13 protein-coding genes are annotated in these 19,867 nt (G+C 58.7%); 5 read left to right on the forward strand and 8 right to left on the reverse strand.

The genetic code is table 11. The features are described 5' to 3' along the window. Positions 1-44 precede the first annotated feature (44 nt). From ASTEX_RS17615 to kduI, 4 genes are all read right to left on the reverse strand, one after another. Positions 45-1,391, reverse strand: coding sequence for a BNR repeat-containing protein (locus ASTEX_RS17615; RefSeq protein WP_013480991.1), 1,347 nt, complete (start codon positions 1,389-1,391; stop codon positions 45-47). After that, positions 1,375-2,631: a DUF2264 domain-containing protein gene (locus ASTEX_RS17620; RefSeq protein ID WP_013480992.1), complete on the reverse strand. Its 1,257-nt coding sequence runs from the start codon at positions 2,629-2,631 to the stop codon at positions 1,375-1,377. The genes ASTEX_RS17615 and ASTEX_RS17620 overlap by 17 nt, the downstream gene beginning before the upstream one ends. A 25-nt stretch (positions 2,632-2,656) precedes the next feature. Then, complete coding sequence (locus ASTEX_RS19555) at positions 2,657-4,747, reverse strand: glycoside hydrolase family 88 protein (RefSeq protein WP_013480993.1); 2,091 nt, start codon at positions 4,745-4,747, stop codon at positions 2,657-2,659. A gap of 75 nt (positions 4,748-4,822) precedes the next feature. Next, positions 4,823-5,671, reverse strand: a complete 849-nt coding sequence (gene kduI, locus ASTEX_RS17630; protein ID WP_013480994.1) for a 5-dehydro-4-deoxy-D-glucuronate isomerase — start codon at positions 5,669-5,671, stop codon at positions 4,823-4,825. A gap of 411 nt (positions 5,672-6,082) precedes the next feature. Here kduI and ASTEX_RS17635 point away from each other — a divergent pair, with 411 nt between their 5' ends. Both ASTEX_RS17635 and ASTEX_RS17640 read left to right on the forward strand, forming a co-directional pair. Further along, the gene (locus ASTEX_RS17635) at positions 6,083-7,405 is read left to right on the forward strand and encodes an MFS transporter (RefSeq protein ID WP_013480995.1); all 1,323 of its coding nucleotides are present in this window, start codon (positions 6,083-6,085) and stop codon (positions 7,403-7,405) included. After that, on the forward strand, positions 7,398-8,624 hold the full coding sequence (locus ASTEX_RS17640; protein ID WP_013480996.1) for an alginate lyase family protein: 1,227 nt from the start codon (positions 7,398-7,400) through the stop codon (positions 8,622-8,624). The genes ASTEX_RS17635 and ASTEX_RS17640 overlap by 8 nt, the downstream gene beginning before the upstream one ends. Here ASTEX_RS17640 and ASTEX_RS17645 read toward each other — a convergent pair. Together ASTEX_RS17645 and ASTEX_RS20395 are read right to left on the reverse strand one after the other, a co-directional pair. Beyond that, positions 8,621-9,832: an energy transducer TonB gene (locus tag ASTEX_RS17645; RefSeq protein ID WP_013480997.1), complete on the reverse strand. Its 1,212-nt coding sequence runs from the start codon at positions 9,830-9,832 to the stop codon at positions 8,621-8,623. The two genes, ASTEX_RS17640 and ASTEX_RS17645, sit on opposite strands and share 4 nt — an antisense overlap. A gap of 465 nt (positions 9,833-10,297) precedes the next feature. Further along, on the reverse strand, positions 10,298-10,510 hold the full coding sequence (locus ASTEX_RS20395; protein WP_144004816.1) for a hypothetical protein: 213 nt from the start codon (positions 10,508-10,510) through the stop codon (positions 10,298-10,300). Between ASTEX_RS20395 and ASTEX_RS17650 the strand changes: the two genes are divergently transcribed. Together ASTEX_RS17650 and ASTEX_RS17655 are read left to right on the forward strand one after the other, a co-directional pair. Beyond that, positions 10,509-12,494, forward strand: coding sequence for an alpha/beta hydrolase family protein (locus ASTEX_RS17650; protein WP_013480998.1), 1,986 nt, complete (start codon positions 10,509-10,511; stop codon positions 12,492-12,494). The genes ASTEX_RS20395 and ASTEX_RS17650 overlap by 2 nt on opposite strands. Positions 12,495-12,893: 399 nt before the next feature. Beyond that, the gene (locus ASTEX_RS17655; protein WP_013481000.1) at positions 12,894-15,878 is read left to right on the forward strand and encodes a TonB-dependent receptor domain-containing protein; all 2,985 of its coding nucleotides are present in this window, start codon (positions 12,894-12,896) and stop codon (positions 15,876-15,878) included. A gap of 378 nt (positions 15,879-16,256) precedes the next feature. Here ASTEX_RS17655 and ASTEX_RS17660 read toward each other — a convergent pair whose 3' ends face one another. Next, positions 16,257-17,279, reverse strand: a complete 1,023-nt coding sequence (locus ASTEX_RS17660; protein WP_013481001.1) for a hypothetical protein — start codon at positions 17,277-17,279, stop codon at positions 16,257-16,259. A gap of 202 nt (positions 17,280-17,481) precedes the next feature. Then, positions 17,482-17,637 (reverse strand): hypothetical protein, encoded by a 156-nt coding sequence (locus ASTEX_RS20605; RefSeq protein WP_168148185.1) that lies wholly within the window; start codon positions 17,635-17,637, stop codon positions 17,482-17,484. Positions 17,638-18,572: 935 nt separating this feature from the next. On the opposite strand from ASTEX_RS20605, the gene ASTEX_RS17665 reads away from it, so the two are divergent. Beyond that, positions 18,573-19,865 carry an ATP-binding protein gene (locus ASTEX_RS17665; RefSeq protein WP_013481002.1) on the forward strand — a complete coding sequence of 431 codons (1,293 nt, stop codon included), beginning with the start codon at positions 18,573-18,575 and terminating at the stop codon, positions 19,863-19,865. Positions 19,866-19,867: the final 2 nt, after the last annotated feature.

Consider the following 19,867-nt stretch of genomic DNA (forward strand, 5'->3'; position numbering starts at 1 on the left):
TCAAAGGGCACTGGTGCCGTGGCTATGCAGTTACTTGCGAGCTTTTAACGACCGAAGGCGGTCAGGTCGGTCAGCAGGATCAGGTCGGATGGCTCCGGAATACGCGTTTGTGGCAGGTCGCGATTGGGCGGCAGGGCCTGCCAGACGAGGGTGTACACCCGGCCGTCCGGGCCGGTCGTCTGGGTTGTCTGCACGCGGCTGACATCCGTGACCCCGATCCGGGCGGCCGCGCGGGCATTGAGGCTTTCGACCCTGCGCTCCTCGATCGGCTTCAGGGTACGGGAATCGACGACGAACGCCAGCGCCTGCCCCAGCCGCGTCACCGGTATAATGAGCTGACCGGCCGACCCGGGGCGCGCCCCTTCGACAAACAGTTCGCTGTTGAGCGAGCCGCCGCCTTTAAAGTCCCAGCGGTAGCTGGTCCAGGCGCTGATCTGTTGGCGGTTCCACGTCTTGCCTTCGCGGCGCGCCAGCCAGATCTGCGTGTTTCCGGCGGCGTCGTACTTGTGGTAGGTGATCGTAACGCGCTTGTCGGCATCAAAGCCGATCACGGTGTTGTTGTTGATCATGCCGCCCTTGACCGGCACCGGATCGACGACTTCGGCGTCCTTCAGGCGGATCGGCAGGGGCAGTGGTGATCCGTCAGCCTTTTCCCAGTGTATCAGGTCACGGCTGCGCGCATAGGACAGGTCATGATTGGTCTCGGCCATTGGTGAGTCGCGCCACACCCAGGTGATGTGAAACCAACCGTCCGGCCCCGACACAGGGCCAACGAAATAGGCGTTGCGCTGCCCTTCGCCATCGACCAGCGGGGCCGAGGTAAGTGAAGACCAGCGCCCGGCGCCAGTGTCATAGACATTATAGACTTCGTTGCCGCGGCCGCTTGACCCATCGCGGTACTTATAGACCAGACGCCCGTCGCCATCGTGCAGGAAGATGGGATAGGTCATGTGGGCTTCACGCGTCGCCTCGACCATGACCGGCACGCGTTTCAAGGTGCGCACATCGCCAGACGGGTCGCTGCGGAAATAGGTCAGGGGATCGACGTGCATATTGCCCGCTACGTGCAGCGCCCCTATGGGATCGAGCGCCATGGCGATATAGTTATGGCTGTCCCAGCCGAGCCAGGTATCCACCTTGTGATAGACCCAGTGAGCCGGGTTGTTCAGCGGGCGCTGTGCCACGGTTAGTTGCCGATTGGCATCGTAATAGGCGACGTAAAGATGGGTCTTTGACACCGCCATAGCAAAGCGCGCGCTATGGCCCGCCCAGACGCGGTCAATCGCTTCCGGCATCGGCGGTGTCTGCGCCACAGCGGGCGGCAGACCGACCCACAGTCCGAACAACCCAATGGCCAAAGCTTTGATAATCGACCTAGTAATCAACAGCATAATCCTTCGAGAAGCCCTGACCAGCAAAGGCCTTCTTCTGAGTCCAGTCCTCGGCGGGCGCGGTCCAGAAACTGTCACTGGCCGGCAGTCCGAGTGCTAGAAAGCTCTCTGACGTTATGTACATGCTGCCGTTGTTCGAATACCAGTCGCCCAGTTCCGGGTGATGTCCGACAAAACCGATGGTCAGATACCCCTCCGAAGTGAAGTTCGACGGCGCGCTGAACACCGCGCGATGCACGGCGCTCAGGGCCGCGCGCACCTGCCCTTCGGAGAGTTTCGCCGGTAGGGCCTTGCGCAAGGCCAGAAGCGCCAGCGGCTGAAACGCCGCCGTGCGATAGGTCAACGAGCGGCCGACGGGTGGATAAGTGCCGGTCGGTGACACGAAGCGCTCCAGATGCTCGCCGTAGCGCTGCATACGCTTTTGCCATTTGGGCAGTTCGACCTCTGGCTTGAGGTTGTTGAAGCTGGGCTTCAGCCGCACCAGTACCTCAAGGATTTCGACCAGCATCGGATAGATAACGTAGGAATTGTAGTAGTCGAAGTGCAGCCGCGTGCCGTCCGCGATCCAGCCATCGCCCGCATACCATTCCTCCATCTTCTTTATCGTCAGATCGACGCGCATGGGGTCCCAGTCTTCGCCGATCATCAGCAGGAAGACCTCGTTCATGGCGGCAAACAGCAACCAGTTGGTATAGGGCGGTGACACGCGGCGAAGCTGTTTGATCTCGGTCACGATTCGCGATTTGGTCGTCGCATCAAGCGGCTCCCAGAGCTGTTTGGGCGCACGCATCAGGGCATTGGTGAAATAGGCGGAATCGACCAGCGCCTGACCGTGCCCCCGCCACAACAGATAGTCGGGGCTCTTAGGATCAACGGAATGAACATAGGCTTCTGGGGCCTGTTGCGTCAGTGTGCGGCGAACGCGGCCCTCAGCTGTGTCATCGTCCGGCAGAGTCAGCCATGGCGCCACGCCGGCAATCAGGCGCGCGAAAGCCTCCATATAGGCGACGTCGCGATTGCGCCCATCCCAGGTGGGGCTGACCTCCAGCTGAAACCGGGCTTTCAACTGGCCTTTGGCCATGTTCGACAGCACAGGTTCGGCTATCTTTTGCAACAGCCCGGCCATATAGGCGCGATCCGTCTCAGCCGCAGCGACCTTGGGCTTAGCCGCCGACGCGGCCCCGGCCCCCAGCGCCGCCGTGCCCGCTACAGCCGCAGTCAGAAAATCCCGTCTTTGCATGGTATCACCTTACTGTTGGCGGTCTTTACTTCTTCAGTTCCGCGCGACGCGCATCCAGCCACGTCCGGAAGGCGTCGAGGGTTTTGACGCCTTGCTGATCCTGACTCCACGCCGTGCCAAAGGCGTAACGAACGCTTTGGGGGTCCCGGAATGTGACGAAGACAGAGTTGCCGTCATCGCGAACACCGCCGTCGATGGCCTCCGGTCGGTAAAACACAACGAGGCCAAGCGCGTCATCGGCAAGAGATTGAACGCCCCAGGAGGCGATATAGGCCCAGCCCGACGCATCGGCTTCCCCCCGCAAAAGCGTGACGCCCGGATGTTTGACAAAGCCCGTCAGCAGCGGCGACTGCCCCCCTTCGCCCTTGGCGCTGACATGGGTCAGGGCCGAGCCCTTGCGGATCTCCAGCCGCGTCGTCAGACGCGACGCGGCCCCGTCAAAGCCTGTATTGCCCACTTCGATAATCGCGGCTGCCGGGCCGTTTTCGATGACCTTCGCCGTGATGGCCGACTTGCCCAGTTGAGTCGCGCGGTTATTGCGCAACACCCCGACCCCGCCGATCCCGACCGTGTCACCAACCTTGAAGATGTCCATGCCCCACGGCGCCATGGCGTGATAGTTGTCAACGCCGTGCCCGATCGTGTGCAGGATGGGGCCCGGCGTTTTTTTGCCGAAGATGTCGATGGCCAGACGCTCATCGAGATACATGCGGTAGGCGGCAAGGTCCGATTCCCAGCCGATCCCTTCAAAGGCCAGCAGGCCATCGTGAATGAAATGCGACTCCGGCACGGTGTAGTCCTTGCGCAAATGGAAGACACCGCCGCTCAGCACATTGTTGATCAGTGTGCCGCCGTCCTGAACGTTCAGCACCGCCTGCACCGGAACCGGTGCGCTTTGCACGGTCAAATCCTTGCCCGGCTTCAAATCGAGATCGGCCACCGCCGTGGCGGCGAGCAGAAACGCCCCGACGCCATAGAACTGCGTGTCGTCATAGGAGACGTTTTCGGGGCGGTCAGAAACCGGCTGTACCCAGCCAAACTTGCCATCGGGATGCACGGCGCGCACAAGCGCCGTCCAGCCCTTGCGCAGGGTGGGCTCATATTCCCGCGCGTCCAGCAAACCCGCCTTGATGCCCCAGGCAAACCCGTAGGTGAAGAAGGCTGTACCGCTCGATTCCGGCAGCGACTTGGTGGGGTCGGACAACAGCGACGGCGACCAGTAGCCATCCGGCTTCTGGATCGTTTTCAGCTTGCCCGCCATTTCCTTGAAGACAGTCTGCATGCGTCCGCGCACGGGGTCGCCCTCAGGCAGAAGCGGGATCATGCGCGCAAGCCCGGCAAAGGCCCAGCCATCGCCCCGGCTCCAGAACACCTTTTCCCCATTGGGCCCGCGGCGATCAAAGAAGCGGGAATCGCGGAAATAGAGGCGCTCCTGCGGATCATAAAGATAGTCAGTCGTCGCCAGAAACTCTTTCTTGGCGTAATCCGCATACCTCGGATCGCCGGTAACACGCGACAGCTCAAACCACGCCGGCGGGGCCATGAAGAGCGCATCGACCCAGCACCAGCGCTCATCGCAATCGACGCCACGCGGATCGGAATATTCCCGGTGCTTCAGGCCAACCTCGGGCGGGAAGGCCAGAATGGTGTCAAACCTCTGCTTCAAAGGCGCAATGGCCTCCGGCCCCGCCCCGTTCTGCGAGGCCCACAGATAGGACTGACCGATCACGTGATCATCAGCGTGGTAGGGCGTGGGACCCAGTTGCCATTTATTGGCCTGACCACGGGCGAGGATGGTTTGCTTATAGATCGGATTGCTGGAGTGTTTGGCCATCTCGGTCAGGCCAACAAACAGGGCCCCCTGCACCCAGCCGGTCTTGTGCGGCGTATCGGCAGAGGCATTGGCCGGGATCGCGCCGCCCGCCAGATTGGCTAACTGATACGCCGCCACCTTGTCGGCTAGCGCCATGACCTCCGCCGGACGGTACGGAATGGCTGCCTCCGTCTGTGCCGTTGCCTTTTGCGCGGGTTGCGGTGTTGCAGAGACGGCATTTGAGGGCAGGCCCGCCGTCACACAAGTCGTAAGGGCGGCGGTCGCAAACAGAAACGTTTTCATGGGCGTTCTCTCTGTAGTTTTGATTTCAGACGCGGCGGGACAGGTCATAGGCGTGAGCTTCCACTTTTCATCGCCTCAGGACAACTGGCAGATTTCGAGCGGGGTCATATCGTCATAGTCGAGGTTTTCGCCGCCCATAGACCAGATAAAGGCATAGCGCGACGTGCCCGCACCCGTATGTACGGACCACGGCGGGCAGATAACGGCCTGTTCGTTGCGCACCACCATTTGCCGCATCTGATCAGGCCGGCCCATAAAGTGAAACACCGCATCGTCGGCGCCGAGGTCGAAATAGAAATAGACCTCCGAACGCCGATCATGGGTGTGCGGTGGCATGGTGTTCCACACGCTGCCCGGCTGAAGGAGGGTCAGTCCGACGAGAAGCTGTGCCGATTCGCACACGCCCGGCACCACGAGCTGGTAAATCGTGCGGGCATTGGCGGTTTCCAGCGCCCCGCGATGCAACGCATTGACGTCCGCGATGGACAGATGTCTGACCTCAAATGCCTTATGCGCCGGCGTCGAGGCCAGATAAAAGCGGGCCGGGTTTTGCGGCGTCAGGGAACGAAAGACCACGCACTCAGTCCCCTTGGGCAGATAGAGGGCGTCGTGCAAAGCCAGCGTATAATCCACGCCGTTGACGCAAACTATCCCTACACCCGGACCGATATTTACTGCCGCCATCTCGCGGCTCGATAGGAAGGCCTGACCGCCCAGAGACGCCGGTTCGGAGATGACCGGCAGCGCGACAGAACCGCTAACCGGTAAGGCGCCACCGATTACAAGCCGCTCCTGATGGACATAATTTAAACGGATGTCATCGGCGACAAACAGGCCATCAATAAGATAGCGTTCGCGCAGGTCATCCGCTGAGGCCCCCATTAATTCATCGGGATGGGTGGCGTAAAAGGTTCGCTCGTACACGGAAAGGTCTCTGGGAATTGGGTCTATCGGACAACGATTTCGGGCCCTGCACCCGATTTTTTATCTTACAAATAACGCGTACCATTTTATGGTTCCATAGTCCATATATAGTGACAAACAATCTCCACGTTGCGCACCGCTGGTCGAGGCGCCTTCAAAAACGCATTGATCCCTTCGCCCGGATGAGTATGCTCGATAACAAAAAGTCAAAACGGGGCCCGACATGAAAAAAGCTTTGCACAACGCTGGGCGCACGTTTGCAACGCGTTACGACAACAGGTTTTGGCCACTCTAATAAACGGATATCGCCAAAAAGCGGGTTGAAACCCGGCCAGATTTGTTTCTATATGAGAAACAATTATCTCCATAAATGAAACTCCAGCCATTTTAAGGCTGGACAGGGAGTTCTGAATGACCGCCTCTGCCTCACCGGCCGCGACGGGCCCGGTCACCCGCTATCGCTGGGTGATCTGCGCGCTGTTGTTCATCGCCATCGGCATCAACTATATCGACCGGCAGATGATCGGCATTTTGAAGCCCACCCTTCAGGGCGAGCTTCAGTGGACTGAGATCGACTATGCCAACATCGTCTTCTGGTTTCAGTGTTTCTATGCGGTTGGCTTCCTCACCTTCGGTCGCGTTATCGACGCCGTCGGCGTGCGCATCGGCTATGCGGTAGCCTTTACCATCTGGACCATCGCCTCGATCGGTCACGGCCTGATCCACAGCATCACGCAGTTCGCCATTGCCCGCTCGGTTCTGGGCTTCGGGGAGGCCGGCGCCTTCCCTGCATCGCTTAAGGCCGTGTCGGAATGGTTCCCGCAGAAGGAACGCGCGCAGGCCGTCGGCATCTTCAACGCAGGGACCGCCATGGGGCCGATCATCACGCCCCTGCTCGTCCCGGCCATTACGCTGGCCTTTGGCTGGCGCGCCGCCTTTATCGCCATCGGCATCATCACCGCCCTGTGGCTGGTGGCGTGGGTGATCATGTACCGCCGTCCACAGGAGCATCCGAAGGTGTCGCCCGCCGAGCTGGCGCATATTCAGTCCGACGACACGAGCGCCACCGAAGCCGCCGCGCCCACGGCGAAAATCTCGTGGTTCAAGCTTTTGACCTTCCGTCAGACCTGGGCCTATGCGCTGGGTAAGTTCCTGACCGACCCCATCTGGTGGCTCTATCTATTCTGGTTGCCGGACTTCCTGCACAAGCGGCATGGCCTTGATCTGAAGACCTTCGGACCGCCGTTGATTGCCATCTATCTGCTGGCCGATTTCGGGTCGATCTTCGGCGGCTGGGCGTCGTCAAAACAACTTAAGGCCGGGCGCACGCCCAATGCGGCCCGCAAATCCACCATGCTGATGTGTGCGCTTCTGGTGACGCCCATCGTCGCGGCGCAGTTCGTCGATAGTCTCTGGGCCGCAGTCGCCATCATCGGGCTAGCCGCCGCCTCGCACCAGGCGTGGTCGGCCAACCTGATGACCCTGCCGTCGGACCTCTTCCCCAAACAGGCCGTAGCCTCGGTTATCGGCATTGGCGGCATGGCCGGAGCCATCGGCGGAATGCTAATGACCACCTACAACGGCTATATCCTTGAGCTGTTCAAATCGTACCAACCGATCTTCATCGTCGCCGGCTCGGCCTATCTGGTGGCCATTCTCGTCATCCACACCCTGACGCCCAAGCTCGAAAAGGTCGCCGAAGAAAAGATTTTGAAGGCAAAGACCGATGCGTAATCTCATCGCACTGAGCCTAATCCTGTCGCTTGGGGCTTCTGCGGTCGCTGCCGCACCGGTATGCGAAGGCACGAAAGGTTACAGCGCGACCTTTGACGGGCGGCGCACCTTCGGCTGGTCCCCGACCCGGCTTGAGAGCTTTCGGATCAAGGGCCTGGAGGCCCCTGCTGTGGTGAAAGTCATTAAAGACGCCGAAAAGGTCCTGACCGCCGGGCCGTGGAGCGTCACCTATAAGACGCGTACGCCGCCGTCCGGAGACCGGCACGACTATATGAGCCTGGGGCCCTACTGGTGGCCCGACCCGGCAATGGCGGGCGGCGAGCCCTATATCCGACGCGACGGGCAGGTCAACCCGGAGCGTGCCACTGCCGCCTTCGACCGCACAGCCCTGACCCGAATGGCCGATGCGGTGGAGGCACTGTCGCTCGCCTACTTTTTCACCGGCAAGCGCGCCTATGCCGAGCGGGCGGCTCTGATCCTGCGCGTGTGGTTCCTAGACCCCGCCACCCGCATGAACCCCAATGTCAACTTCGGTCAGGGGGTGCCCGGCCGCACCAAAGGCCGTGCCGAAGGCCTGATCGACATGGAAAACCTGATCGGGGTGGTCGAAGGCATCGGCCTTCTGGCCCCGTCCGGGGCTTTGACGGCCAAGGACACGGCAGGTCTGCAACAGTGGTTTTCGGACATGGCCGACTGGTTCGTCACCGATCCGCTGGGCAAGGAGGAAGCCGCGGCGCTGAATAACCATGCCGTCCATTACGATCATCAGTTGATCACCTTTGCCCTGTTTGCCGGGCGAACCGATCTGGCGCGGCAGGTGGCAGAAGGCTTCACGAAACGCATCGACGCGCAGATCGCCGCCGACGGCCGCCAGCCGAAAGAGCTGGAACGCACGCGCTCTCAACACTACAGCTACACCAATCTGTCGGCGATGCTCGATATTGCCGCCCTGTCGCGCTGCGTCGGGGTCGATCTATGGATGCACAAGGGGCCGCAGGCGCAGTCTTTGCGCACCGCGCTCGATTTCCACGCGGCTTTCGCGGGCGATGGCAAACAGTGGGCGTGGAAGGAAATCTCGCCCGAACCGGAGATGGTCTATCAGCTGCTGCTCAAGGCCACTGCCGCGACGAGCGATGCGTCGCTGGCTGCCAAGGCGCAGACCTACGCTGCCGAACACGGCTCAGAGCGCTTTGTGCTGCGGGATGGCCCAGCGTTTTAGGACGCCGAGTCTTCCAAACCGCCGGGCACTTCGTTTTCATCCGAACCGTCCTTTCCGCGGACAAAACGGACCAGCAGACGACAACCACTCAGTCCACGCTCAGATACCTTGAACGTCGATTGCGTGAGCATACTTGAAGCCGCCTGACCAAATTCCGGCAGAGGGTGGCTCCAGCTGGATTTCAGCCGCACCTGCCCCCAGGGCGCAACGTCGAAACTCAACATCGCAACGCCTTCGACTCCAAGGCGAGCCGCTTGAGCCGGATAATATTCCGGACGGTAAATAAAGCTCATCGCTCGGCTGCGCGCCTCCGCCGGACAGGTCTTTTGCTCGTCACCGTCGCCGTCCGATCCGAACGTTGTATTGTTGAGCGTCATAAGCTCGCCCACGCCCTGCTCCACAGGCAGATCGGCGGCGGGAATAGCAAAGCTGGTTAGGCACTGTGCCACCGCCTGACCGGGATAGAAGACGCGCTGGCCAAGGGCCTTTTCAATGGCGTCAAGATCCGCCGTCTCGCCCGAACCCCGCAGTCGGTGGCCGGTTTTGACCTTGCCATTCGCCAAAATATCATATTCCGCGACCAGCCATTGCGGACGGCCGGGTTTACGACTTAGACGGCTGGCCTCCGGATAGGCTTTCAGACGAATGCGGCGGTCGGCGGCCCGGCAATCCTCCGAACGCGAATCAGACAGCTTCAGACCGCTCGCATAGTTGCGCAAATGCCTGGCCTCATAGGTCAGGGCGCGGGCCATCTCCGGTGAAAAGTCCGTCTTCACGTCCCACGTCATCTTACAGCCGGTAAGCGGCTTTGCCTGTGGTCCCAAATTCCAGCCCGCTGCCCAGGCCGGTAGAAATGCGTTTCTATTCAGCGCCAAATCCCCGCCCGCCGGACGGATATTGGTCATTCGGCCATTGGACAGCACGTCGAAGGCCAGAGAGTAGCCCTTGCGCGAGGCCTGATCCGAACTATTGAACGTGATGGGGTCGCTGTTCTTTATTACAGGTATCTGCGCCATCAAACCGGCTGGGAAAATGAAGGTCACGGGCCAGTTCAGCGTGCCATTGCTACAGCTTATCCCGTCGCGGGCCTCAAGGGTAAAGACCTGCGTCTTTGTTACCGGCGCAGGCTGATAGGAGATCTGCGCCTGCGCTGACACGCCCGCGGCCAAAAGCGACGCCACCGTAATGGCAACTACAGCGTGTTTCATGCAATACCCCTCCCTGTGTGCGGCTTTGCGCCCGCCACTCAATTGATACGACAAATGACACCGACTGCAAAGTGAAATTGTAATGACATACCGCAAAAGGCCGTTGTATTTCAAAATTCAAAACCGCAGCTTATGAGCGACTTGGGACTGGGCTGTTAACTCGCGCCGAAAATAAAGAGTCGCGTAAATGGCTGTCTTCTAGACCCGCGACCAGGCCCAGATCGGGATCTGGGGAGCATCCGCACGCACACCGCCAAGAAGGATTTTTCCCCAAGTCGAACGCTATCGCGCGACAAGGTCGAGTCACGCTGCAAAGTCTCTTCCGCTCGAAAATGCATGTCAGTCTGGTACACGCGTCATAATTGCGCCCGCTCTCACGGGGACTACCCTACCCATCAGTCCAAAGTTCGGGCGGACCTTACCTGGTCCGAAAGTCGTGCGAAGATATCATTTCAAATAACGCGGTCATTCAAAAAGAATACTGTCGCTTAAAATCTTTGCTCTCATTTGATCCAGAAGGAGGAGTTTGCAGATATCACTTGCGGATAAAGCATCTGGACTGCCAAGACTCTTAAAACGGTTGCTAATAACGTGCGTTTTTGAGTTGCGCAGCTTGACGGAAAGCCCCAAAAAAGGCTCATAAGATACTTCTCCAAAGGACGTTACGGAGCTTCCCATGACTGGCCTTCCCTTCGCCCGCCGTCGCACCGGTGCGTTACTCGCCTTTGCGGCAAGTCTGGCTGTTGCCGCTGCCATTACGCCTGTGATGGCCGCGCCGGTACCTATAGAATCCTTCGCGAAGTTCGAGGCGATTAACAATGTTACCATTTCGCCCGACGGAAAGCACGTCGCGGCGATCGTGTCAGCACCGAACCAGAAGTGGCCGGTCATTTCGGTATGGGATGCATCTGATCTGGCCAAGCCGCCAGTGTGGATCCCATCAGCAACCAATCGCATCACCGGTGTCGGCTTTTTCGGCAATGACAAGATTCTGTTCCGCGCCGAACAGGAGATCACACGCGGGGATGGCCGTCTGAGCTTTACCGTCAAAACCTACATGGCCGATATCGACGGTAAGAACATCATCGAGCCGTTCAAGACAGGCGGTCGCAGCGAGGCCAATACGGTCGGAGATGCAGCCTCGGTCTGGCTCAGCAACCTCTATGACGAGGACAAGGTGATTATCCGTAAGCCCGGCGAAGGGGCGTGGGAATACTACGAGCTGAGCCGCAAAACAGGGGCTACTCGCCTTGTCGCTAAGGACAGCGAGAAGTGGGAATTTGTCGCAGCTGGCGTCAACCTCACCACGGCTGAGCCTCTGATCCGGCAGGCGGTCGATGTGCGGGAAGGGGGTAAGTTCTACCTCATCACCCAGATCAAGAATCCGGCCACCGGAATGTGGGTCGATCACCCGCAACTGGGCTATGTTCTCGAAGAACGGGTCGATCTGGCCATACTGGGTTACGATACGGATACCAACAAGCTGTTTGTGCGCACCAATCGCGGTCGCGACAAAAGCGCGATCTACAGCTACGACATCACGGCCAAGGCGTTCTCTGAAGAGCCGCTCTTTGCCAATGACAAGTACAATATCATGGCCATCGGCCTGAAGCAGAACTATGCCGAGAAGAAGCTAGACTCCGTGTCTGCGATCTACCTGGGTGGCCCTGCGGAAATTCAGGTATTTCTGGATGAAAAATGGGCCGCCGTGCAAAAGCAGGTCAAGGCGGCCTTTCCCGGCAAAAACGTCACCTTTCGCGTGAACCGCGGCGACGACAAGGCCGTAGTTGCCGTCGATGCCGTCGATTATCCGACCGACTACTATATCTATCAGAACGGTGCCCTGACTAAGATGGGTAACGAGCGGCCCTGGATCGACCCCAAATCCTTGGGGAAAGGCGAGTTCGTCACCTATAAGGCGAGAGACGGGCTGGATATCCCGGCGATTGTCACCTATCCGCCGGAATGGACGCCCGCCAAGGGGCCAGTGCCGCTGGTAGTTCTGCCGCATGGCGGTCCGTGGGCTCGCGATGAAATGAGTTGGGATGGGTCGGGCTGGCCGCAATTTCTGGCGACCCGCGGTATCGCAGTGATTCAGCCCCAGTACCGGGGCTCTGAAGGGTGGGGTGACAAGTTGTGGAAGGCGGGTGACCGCGAGTGGGGTCAGAAGATGTCAGATGACAATGACGACGCTGCCGCCTTTATGGTGACCAAGGGGGTTGCCGATCCCAAGCGAACGGCGATCTTCGGCTACTCCTACGGCGGCTTCGCAGCCATAGCGGCCAGCGTACGTCCCAACAGCCCGTATCGTTGCGCCATTGCCGGTGCCGGGGTTTCCAGTCTGGAGCGGCTCGGCAGTTTCTGGGGCGGCAACCACATACAGCGTGACGTTCAGGGGCACACGGTTAAGGGCATGGATCCCCTGAAAAATGTCGGCAACGCGAATATCCCTATATTGCTCTATCACGGTGACCGCGACCGTCAGGCCGATACGGATCACTCACGCATGTTCTTCAAGGCGATGAAGGCCGCCGGAAAGGATGTCCAATATGTTGAAATCAAGGACATGTGGCACACCCTGCCGTGGCGTCCGGAGTGGCATACGCAAAGCCTGACCCTGATCGAAAACTACCTTAAGTCCGATAAGTGCGGTTTGCTGTAAATCGGCGCTGAAAAGGGCTTTAGCTTTACCCCGCCATCCTTGGCGGGGTTTTTTGTGTTCGCACTCGACATCGCGCGCATAGCGGCTCGCCTTAAAGTTTTGTTTTATTGCGGATTTTTAAAAAAAGACTGCGCTAATTTAAGACTGGCTTTTTCAGAAAACGTTTTTCTATTCTTCGGAGCATTAAATAAGTTTAATGTATAACGTTGGTATTTTGAATGATTTGCGTCAGTTATCCCAAGTATTTGAGGCAAACTTACCACAGGACCAGGGTTTGTTACGTCGCCAACGATTTTTGCATTGCGTCTCAAATGTGACGAGTTAGTGTCGGATTGTTGAAAATTCGCCTTCCGCTATGCACCGGAGGGCTTCCCCGCAATACAAATCCCGGAGGCGGCATTGACCAAACCCTCTCACCTGACTCGTAAATGGCTTCTGGCTGGTACGATTTTAACCGGCGTTCTGTTCGGCGTGGCGGCTGCCAACGCGCAAGACGCTCAGCCAGCAAAGACCGATGAGCCTGCGGCCGACGAAACGACCGAAGTCGTGATCACCGGCTCGCGCATCAAAGGCAAGGAATACACTTCGGCGTCGCCGGTAACGGTGATTACGGCTGAACGTTCCTCGGCCGCGGGTCTGATCTCGGCGACCGAAATTCTGCAAAGCTCGACCACGGCGGCCTCGTCGGGTCAGATCAACAATACGTTCACAGGTTATATTGTCGGTGGCGGTGATGGCATCAACACCATCTCCCTTCGCGGTCTGGGTGCCCAGCGCTCGCTGGTTCTGATAAACGGTCGTCGCATGCCCCCCGCCGGTGTCGGCGGCACGGTCGGTCCGGTCGATCTCAACACCATCCCTTCCGCCTTCGTTTCGCGCTATGAAATCCTGAAAGACGGGGCCTCCTCGATCTACGGTTCTGATGCCGTTGCGGGCGTGGTCAACGTCATCACCCGCTCGAACTTTGAAGGCCTGACCCTTGAGGCCCAGACGAACCGCACGCAGGACGGCGGTGGCGGCACCGCTAACCTCAGCGCCATCTGGGGCAAGTCGTTCGACAAGGGGCACTTGGCCCTTTCGCTCGAAGGCTTCAAGCAGGATGCGCTCACGATCGGTGATCGTGACGCCTTCCTCTGCCCGCAGGATAACTATTACAAGGCTGACGGCTCGCGCGCCGACCTGATCGACCCGACGACAGGCAATATCAAGTGCTATACGCACGGCATCGAAGGCTATGTTGGCGTCTACGCGCCGTTCGACGCCTTTGGTCTGAGCAGCTACTGGGGTAGCCGCAAGATTTCGCCGGGCAGCACGCCTACGGAAGGGGTCACCGGCTGGGCCTTTACCCCCTATGCCGAGCGCAGCTTCAACGATCCGAAGTCGCACGACGCCACGATCATATCGCCGGTGAAGCGTCTGTCCTTCTTCATGCAGGGCGAGTATCGTCCGGACTGGCTGGGCGGCGGTGAACTTTACAGCGAACTTATGTTCACCCTGCGTAATTCCGAGCAGGTGGCTTACGCACAATTCTTCCCCTATGTGCACGAACAGTCCACCATCAATCCGTTCCGTACCGGTACGGTGCCTATCCGCTCCATCATTCCCAGCTTTCCGGTCAATGCGACGCTCGCCCAACTCGGCTATCCCGGCATGGGCGCCAACCCGATCAGCCTTTACCGTCAATCCTCCGAGCAGGAAGTGCGCACCCTGCGTGCACTGGGCGGGGCTCGCGGTGAATGGAACAGCTGGGCGTGGGACGTTTATCTGTCGCACTCTGTCAGCAACGGCACCTATTCCAACGATGCGATCATTCTGGATCGCCTGAACTGGGGTACCGGCACCAACCAGGACACGCTCGAACTGATGCCGGGCAATGCCTGTGGTGCGGGTGCACCGACGGGTTGTATCCCGTTCACAGAACTCTTCTCGAAAGCCGGTCTTGAAGACGGCAACTATTCGAAAGCGGTTCGCGACTGGTACTTCACGCGCGACAACGGCTCCACCAAGTACACGCAGACGATCCTCGAAGGTTCTGTCACGGGCGACCTTATCACGCTTCCGGCTGGTCCGGTCGGCAGCGCCTTCGGTGTCAGCTTCCGTCGTGACAAGATCAACGATCAGCCGGGTGAGCTATCGCTGACAAAGAATATCTGGGGCCGCACCACGGCCGGGGTTACCAAGGGCACGGACACGCTTTCGGAAGTCTATGCCGAATTCGAGGTGCCTCTGGTCAACAATGTCTTCCTCGTGAAGGACCTCAAACTGAACGCATCGGGTCGCTACTCGAACTACGACAGCGTTGGCGACGACACGACCTATAAGCTGGGTCTGAACTGGGCCCTGAACGATGTCCTGCGTCTGCGGGCGACCCATGGCACCTCGTTCCGCGCGCCGGCGCTTTACGAACTGTACCTGAAGGACCAGACCGGCTTCCTGCAGCAGGCCTCGGTCGATCCGTGCATCAACTACGGTCGGGTCGGTGAAGACGGCGGCTTCGTGCGTAATGACCGCGTCCGCGCCAACTGCGCCGCGGCCGGACTTCCGGCGGATTTTGCCGGTGGCGGTTCGTCGGCGATCGTGAAGACCGGTGGCGGGCTTGACCTGAAGCCTGAAACCTCGACGGCGACGACCTACGGAATCGTTCTGACGCCACCGGAAACCGGACTCCGCCTGGCGGTCGATTTCTGGAAAATCGAAGTCCGCGATCAGATCTCTTCGACGGGTGCGGGCGTCGTGGGGGCGTGCTACAACGCCGTGGACTTCGCGACCAACAAGTTCTGTACTCTGTTCAGCCGCCGCGCCAGCGACGACGGCATCGACGTCATCGATGCCAGCTATCGCAACATCCCGACGGAAACAACCAAGGGTGTGGACATCGTCGCCAGTTACGAAAAGGACTTCAATTTCGGCAACCTCCTGATTGATCTGCAGGCGACCCACACCGAAGAGTATCTCTCCCAGCTCTTCCCCGGCGACGTAGTCTACGACTATCAAGGCATTGCGGGTCAGCCGGCTTGGGTGGGTAACGTCCAGACCTCGTTCAAGAAGGACGACTGGCGCATGGTGTGGACTCTCAACTACACGGGCGACACCGAAAACCTCGGCCGCTTTGGTGAGGAGGGTAAGACCAGCCCGACATCGATCATCCCCAACGCCACATATCGCACTGACGTCGAGGCCTTCATCACGCATGATCTGAGCGTGCAATATCGTGGCAAGGATTGGTACGCGACCGCGGCGGTTTCGAACCTGACCGACGAAAAGCCCACGGTCATAGGCAACGGCAGCACGATCACCCGTCTCGGTAACTACCCCCTGTCCAGCCAGTATTTCGAAGGCTACCTGGGGCGTCAGTTCTATCTCAAGCTCTCCAAGAGCTTCTGATCCCACCGGGAGTGATAAGAGAGAGCGGCAGTCAACTGCCGCTCTTTTTTTGTCAAAAATGGGCGCAAGAGTGAAATGCGGTGCGCCGGTCCCCGTTGAACTCGGCATCCTCCCGGACGGGTCTGAGGGAGGTTGAATAGAGTGTGTGTTGAGTTCCGCCAGAAAATGACCCCTTGAGGGTCGAAATTTTCATCTCACCGTGACCCTCATTTGAGAGATAAACCCGTTACGCGATAACGGTAGGCTTGGGTCATTCCGCGGCAAACATGCAGACTCTAGCTAAGGCGAAAATCAGCACGCACGGCTTAACTCCCCGTCTATGTAAAAGACCCACGCCGAGATCGTAGACATCCCGACCGTGAGCCACCCCCTCACGACCTACTCGTTCTTTTTGCCGCCCGGAGTCCCGACATTGCCCTGAGCGCCACCGCCGGCTTGGCCGGGTTCGGTCGGGTTGCCGTTTGAGCGGTCTGGATTAATGACATTGGTGTTGTCGATGACAGGCACCTTGCCATCGATCTTGATCGGCGTGCGAACATTCTCAGGACCTCCAGGATTGACTACGCCGCCACCAGGGAGGGTCGGGATCGGAGCGGTTCGGTCCATGCCCGCTGTTGCACCCGTACCATCATCCGGCGCTGGGTTCGTGACATGGCTGCCGTTGCGCGGATTTTTTAAGTCATTGGCGCTCAAGTCGGACGGCAGCGCCCGGCGCGGGTTGCCTTCGGGGTTCGGCCGGCTGGCTCCGCCACCGGTGAATCTGTAACCACACATGACGTCGCCATCATCGCCGCAAGACGGCTTAGGGCCATACTTTTTGTCCCATTCGGCCTGCATGTCGGCATCGGACTTCGTCAACCAGTCCCAGATGCCGGGATTATCGACATCGGAAATCATCGAGTTGTCGCGCCCGGGGGTACGCGTCCGTTCGGTGACCGAGGTCAAGGCAGGTGCGTTTACGTTGCGAGACCCAGTCAACGTGCTCTGAGCCTCGGTCACCGTGGACTGGGCGTCGGCGCGTTGGGTCGGGCCAGTAACTCCGGGAGTTACGGTCGTCGAGACACCGCCACGTTTTCCGCTGACAGCGGCCTGCGCTGCGGTGATGGCGTCCAGAACCTTGGCTCCGCTTGTTCCGAGGAGAGGAGTGCCTAGGTCCACGCCGACTTGCTGCATTTCGTTAACATGGTCGTCGACGAAGCGGTCGCTGGTCGCCAGACGCACGCCCAACGACTGGGCTTCCTGAAGGGTGACTACTTTCTTGGCATGGGCAACCTGCGCCATGTTAGCCAATTGTTGGCGCGCCAAGTTGCGGTTGTATCCCGGCGGCAGGGCATGGGCGGCGCCAGCGGCCAGCATGAGGGTAAAGAGGGCGCATGCCGATAGCAGATGGGTTTTACGCATGGGATTATCCTTTGTGTGGAGGAAAAAGACGTCAGGAGGAACTCAAGGCAACACAAGGTCTTTTAGGATTTCGCTTTAATCGTGTGGCACCCCTTGGCCAGGTCAGTCGGGCTTAATCCTTGCTGGGAGGGGTAAACCGGCGTCCGCTTTGCAGCCTGTCGGAAGTGCTCGCCAGGTCGCTTTTTGGAGAGATGACCGTGCGCTACAAAGCGATCCGGTGAAGGGCGCGCGGGTCGTCAGGCCGCATCAGGACGGCACAGGCGGAATAACTCTGCGCATCGCGGTAGCGGCTCCAGTCACGGGCCGCCTTGCGCACAAGAACCGCAGGCTTAAGGCCGGCGACGCAGCCAACACGCAATGGGCCCCCGCGGCGACCAGGCCGGCGCTTGGAACAGCTCTGTGGGCGAAGAGAGACATGCGAGAATCCATCGAACGGGGGCCATCAGGGACTGACCAATCATGTTCGAATTTCGCGGATTGACGTTGTTGCAAGCTGTTGCATCCCGCAGCAAATCGCGGTGGTCAGCTGTTGCAAACCGTTGCTTCGTAGGGGTTGTAACTTGTTGGAAGGGGGAAGTGCGGTCTATTAGATCTGGTGGTCCAGCGTCAGTGTGAATGTGAACCGCGCCTAGTTCACCGCGGACCTAAAACCCAAGTGCAACGTCGGCTATGATGAAATGGCAATCAAACTCCACAGCATGGTTGGACGAACGAGAAACATCTACGACCGCCAAGTTTTTAGCTGCGATTTGTGCTTAACTTCTTTGGCAATAAGATCAAAGGTTAATAGGGGATTCACCGCAAGCTAGGAAACCTCGCACCATTTGGTTCAAACGCAAAAAGTTCATTATGCCATTGATATTATTGCCTTTTTGCCCAATCTCGAAAGCCAGATTTGAACCGACGACCTTCAGGTTATGAGCCTGATAAAAATACAAATATCTATCTGAATTTAAATACAATTCCGACACTTGAATAATACTTGTGCCAATTTTTGTGTTATAACATCACTCACTAAGCCCATTGATCAATATTTTAGCTGTTCATCCTAAAGGCCGCCGCCCATATGAGCGCGCCGGTCAGGCCATCCATGACACCGCCAATACCGTTGCCCGGCGCTCGGAATTTTCCCGCCCTAGGCGAAGTCGGCGCTGGCAGCTATTGTACTCGAGAGCGCAAAGAACCATTTTCAACCGCGGAAATCATCCCTAACGTTCGTTTCGCACACTATCTAATGTACATTCCGCACAAATTGTAATATGCAAACCGCACATTTCAATAAATCCGCGCGAGATGATGGACAACGATCTTTTCCCCCGGCACATGACGTCGATGCTGACAGAGGCTTTGCAATCAGCCCGCGTCGTTAACGTCGTTGGCCCGCGTCAGGCCGGCAAGACCACACTCGTGCGGGAACTCTATGGGCGTGGCAGGTTCCTAACGCTAGATCACGAAGCGACTCTTACGGCATTCGAGAATGATCCGGCCGGCCAACTTGAAGCCCTCATGTCCGAAGGCGCAACTCCCCTAGTCATCGATGAAGCGCAACGGTCAAAACGACTCGCCTTGGCAATTAAAGCCCATGTAGACCGGCATCGCCGAATGGGCCAAGTACTGCTCACGGGGTCATCGAATATATTTTCGAGTGCCGAGGTCATGGATTCGCTCGCCGGACGCGCCCAAACGCTCGTGCTACACCCGTTGTCGGCTGCGGAAATCTACCGTGAAGCCCCGACCGCTCTCCTGGACTGGGCGCAGCATTCCGCCGACATCGCCAGCTTACCAGACCTGCCTAATTTCACGCGCACTGAGGCTATCGATCTCCTAACAAAGGGCGGTTACCCTGAAATCAGACCGCTCGGCGAGCGCGCCCGGCAGCGCCGGTACCGCGCCTATATTGACAGTATCGTCGATCGCGACGTCGCCGATATTCTGAAAGTCCGCAAAACAGACGCCCTGCGACGCACGATCGATCAATTAGCCGTGCGGACCGCAAATGAGCTGAACATGCAAGAGCTTTGCTCGAATGTCGGTATCCAGCGCCAAACGGCGGATCAATATTGCGACGTCCTTGAACGGCTGTCCCTAGTTAAGCGTTTGGCCGCCTGGGCATCTGGGGAGGTGCGCCGCGATATCCGTCACCCCAAAATTCATATGCTAGATACCGGGATCGCCACCGCCCTACGCAACCTGGGCGCCGATAGCTTTGCCCCTGACGCCCATCCGGCGGCCTTGGGCGGCCTCCTGGAAACGTGGGTCTTCAGCGAATTAATCAAGAACCTCCCTTACGCGGATTCCGAATGGCGGCCTTGGCATTGGCGTGGCGACGCTGGCCGCGAGGTGGATATACTGCTTGAAACAGGACGAGAACTCGTTGCCTTTGAGATCAAGGCATCTACCACTATCACGCCGGCCGATCTTAAAAATCTGAAATGGTTCATTTCCGAAGGGCCCGGCAAAAGCTGGAAAACGACTGGTATTATTATCTACCTGGGATCCCAACCGCTCAGTCTCGGCGACCGATTGTTTGCCGTGCCGTTATCGGTGTTCTGGGCAAAGAACTGGCGCAAAAGCCGCGGGATTTAATA

The sequence above is a fragment of the Asticcacaulis excentricus CB 48 genome, assembly GCF_000175215.2.
Classification (GTDB): Bacteria; Pseudomonadota; Alphaproteobacteria; order Caulobacterales; family Caulobacteraceae; genus Asticcacaulis; species Asticcacaulis excentricus.

Bases quoted from the DNA above. Each gene is read 5' to 3' on its own strand.
- ASTEX_RS17620 (WP_013480992.1), bottom strand. From the start codon at position 2,631: ATGCAAAGACGGGATTTTCTGACTGCGGCTGTAGCGGGCACGGCGGCG.
- ASTEX_RS17645 (WP_013480997.1), bottom strand. From the start codon at position 9,832: ATGAAACACGCTGTAGTTGCCATTACGGTGGCGTCGCTTTTGGCCGCG.
- ASTEX_RS19555 (WP_013480993.1), bottom strand. From the start codon at position 4,747: ATGAAAACGTTTCTGTTTGCGACCGCCGCCCTTACGACTTGTGTGACG.
- ASTEX_RS17660 (WP_013481001.1), bottom strand. From the start codon at position 17,279: ATGCGTAAAACCCATCTGCTATCGGCATGCGCCCTCTTTACCCTCATG.
- ASTEX_RS17635 (WP_013480995.1), top strand. From the start codon at position 6,083: ATGACCGCCTCTGCCTCACCGGCCGCGACGGGCCCGGTCACCCGCTAT.
- ASTEX_RS17650 (WP_013480998.1), top strand. From the start codon at position 10,509: ATGACTGGCCTTCCCTTCGCCCGCCGTCGCACCGGTGCGTTACTCGCC.
- ASTEX_RS20395 (WP_144004816.1), bottom strand. From the start codon at position 10,510: ATGGGAAGCTCCGTAACGTCCTTTGGAGAAGTATCTTATGAGCCTTTT.
- ASTEX_RS17665 (WP_013481002.1), top strand. From the start codon at position 18,573: ATGATGGACAACGATCTTTTCCCCCGGCACATGACGTCGATGCTGACA.
- ASTEX_RS17615 (WP_013480991.1), bottom strand. From the start codon at position 1,391: ATGCTGTTGATTACTAGGTCGATTATCAAAGCTTTGGCCATTGGGTTG.
- ASTEX_RS17640 (WP_013480996.1), top strand. From the start codon at position 7,398: ATGCGTAATCTCATCGCACTGAGCCTAATCCTGTCGCTTGGGGCTTCT.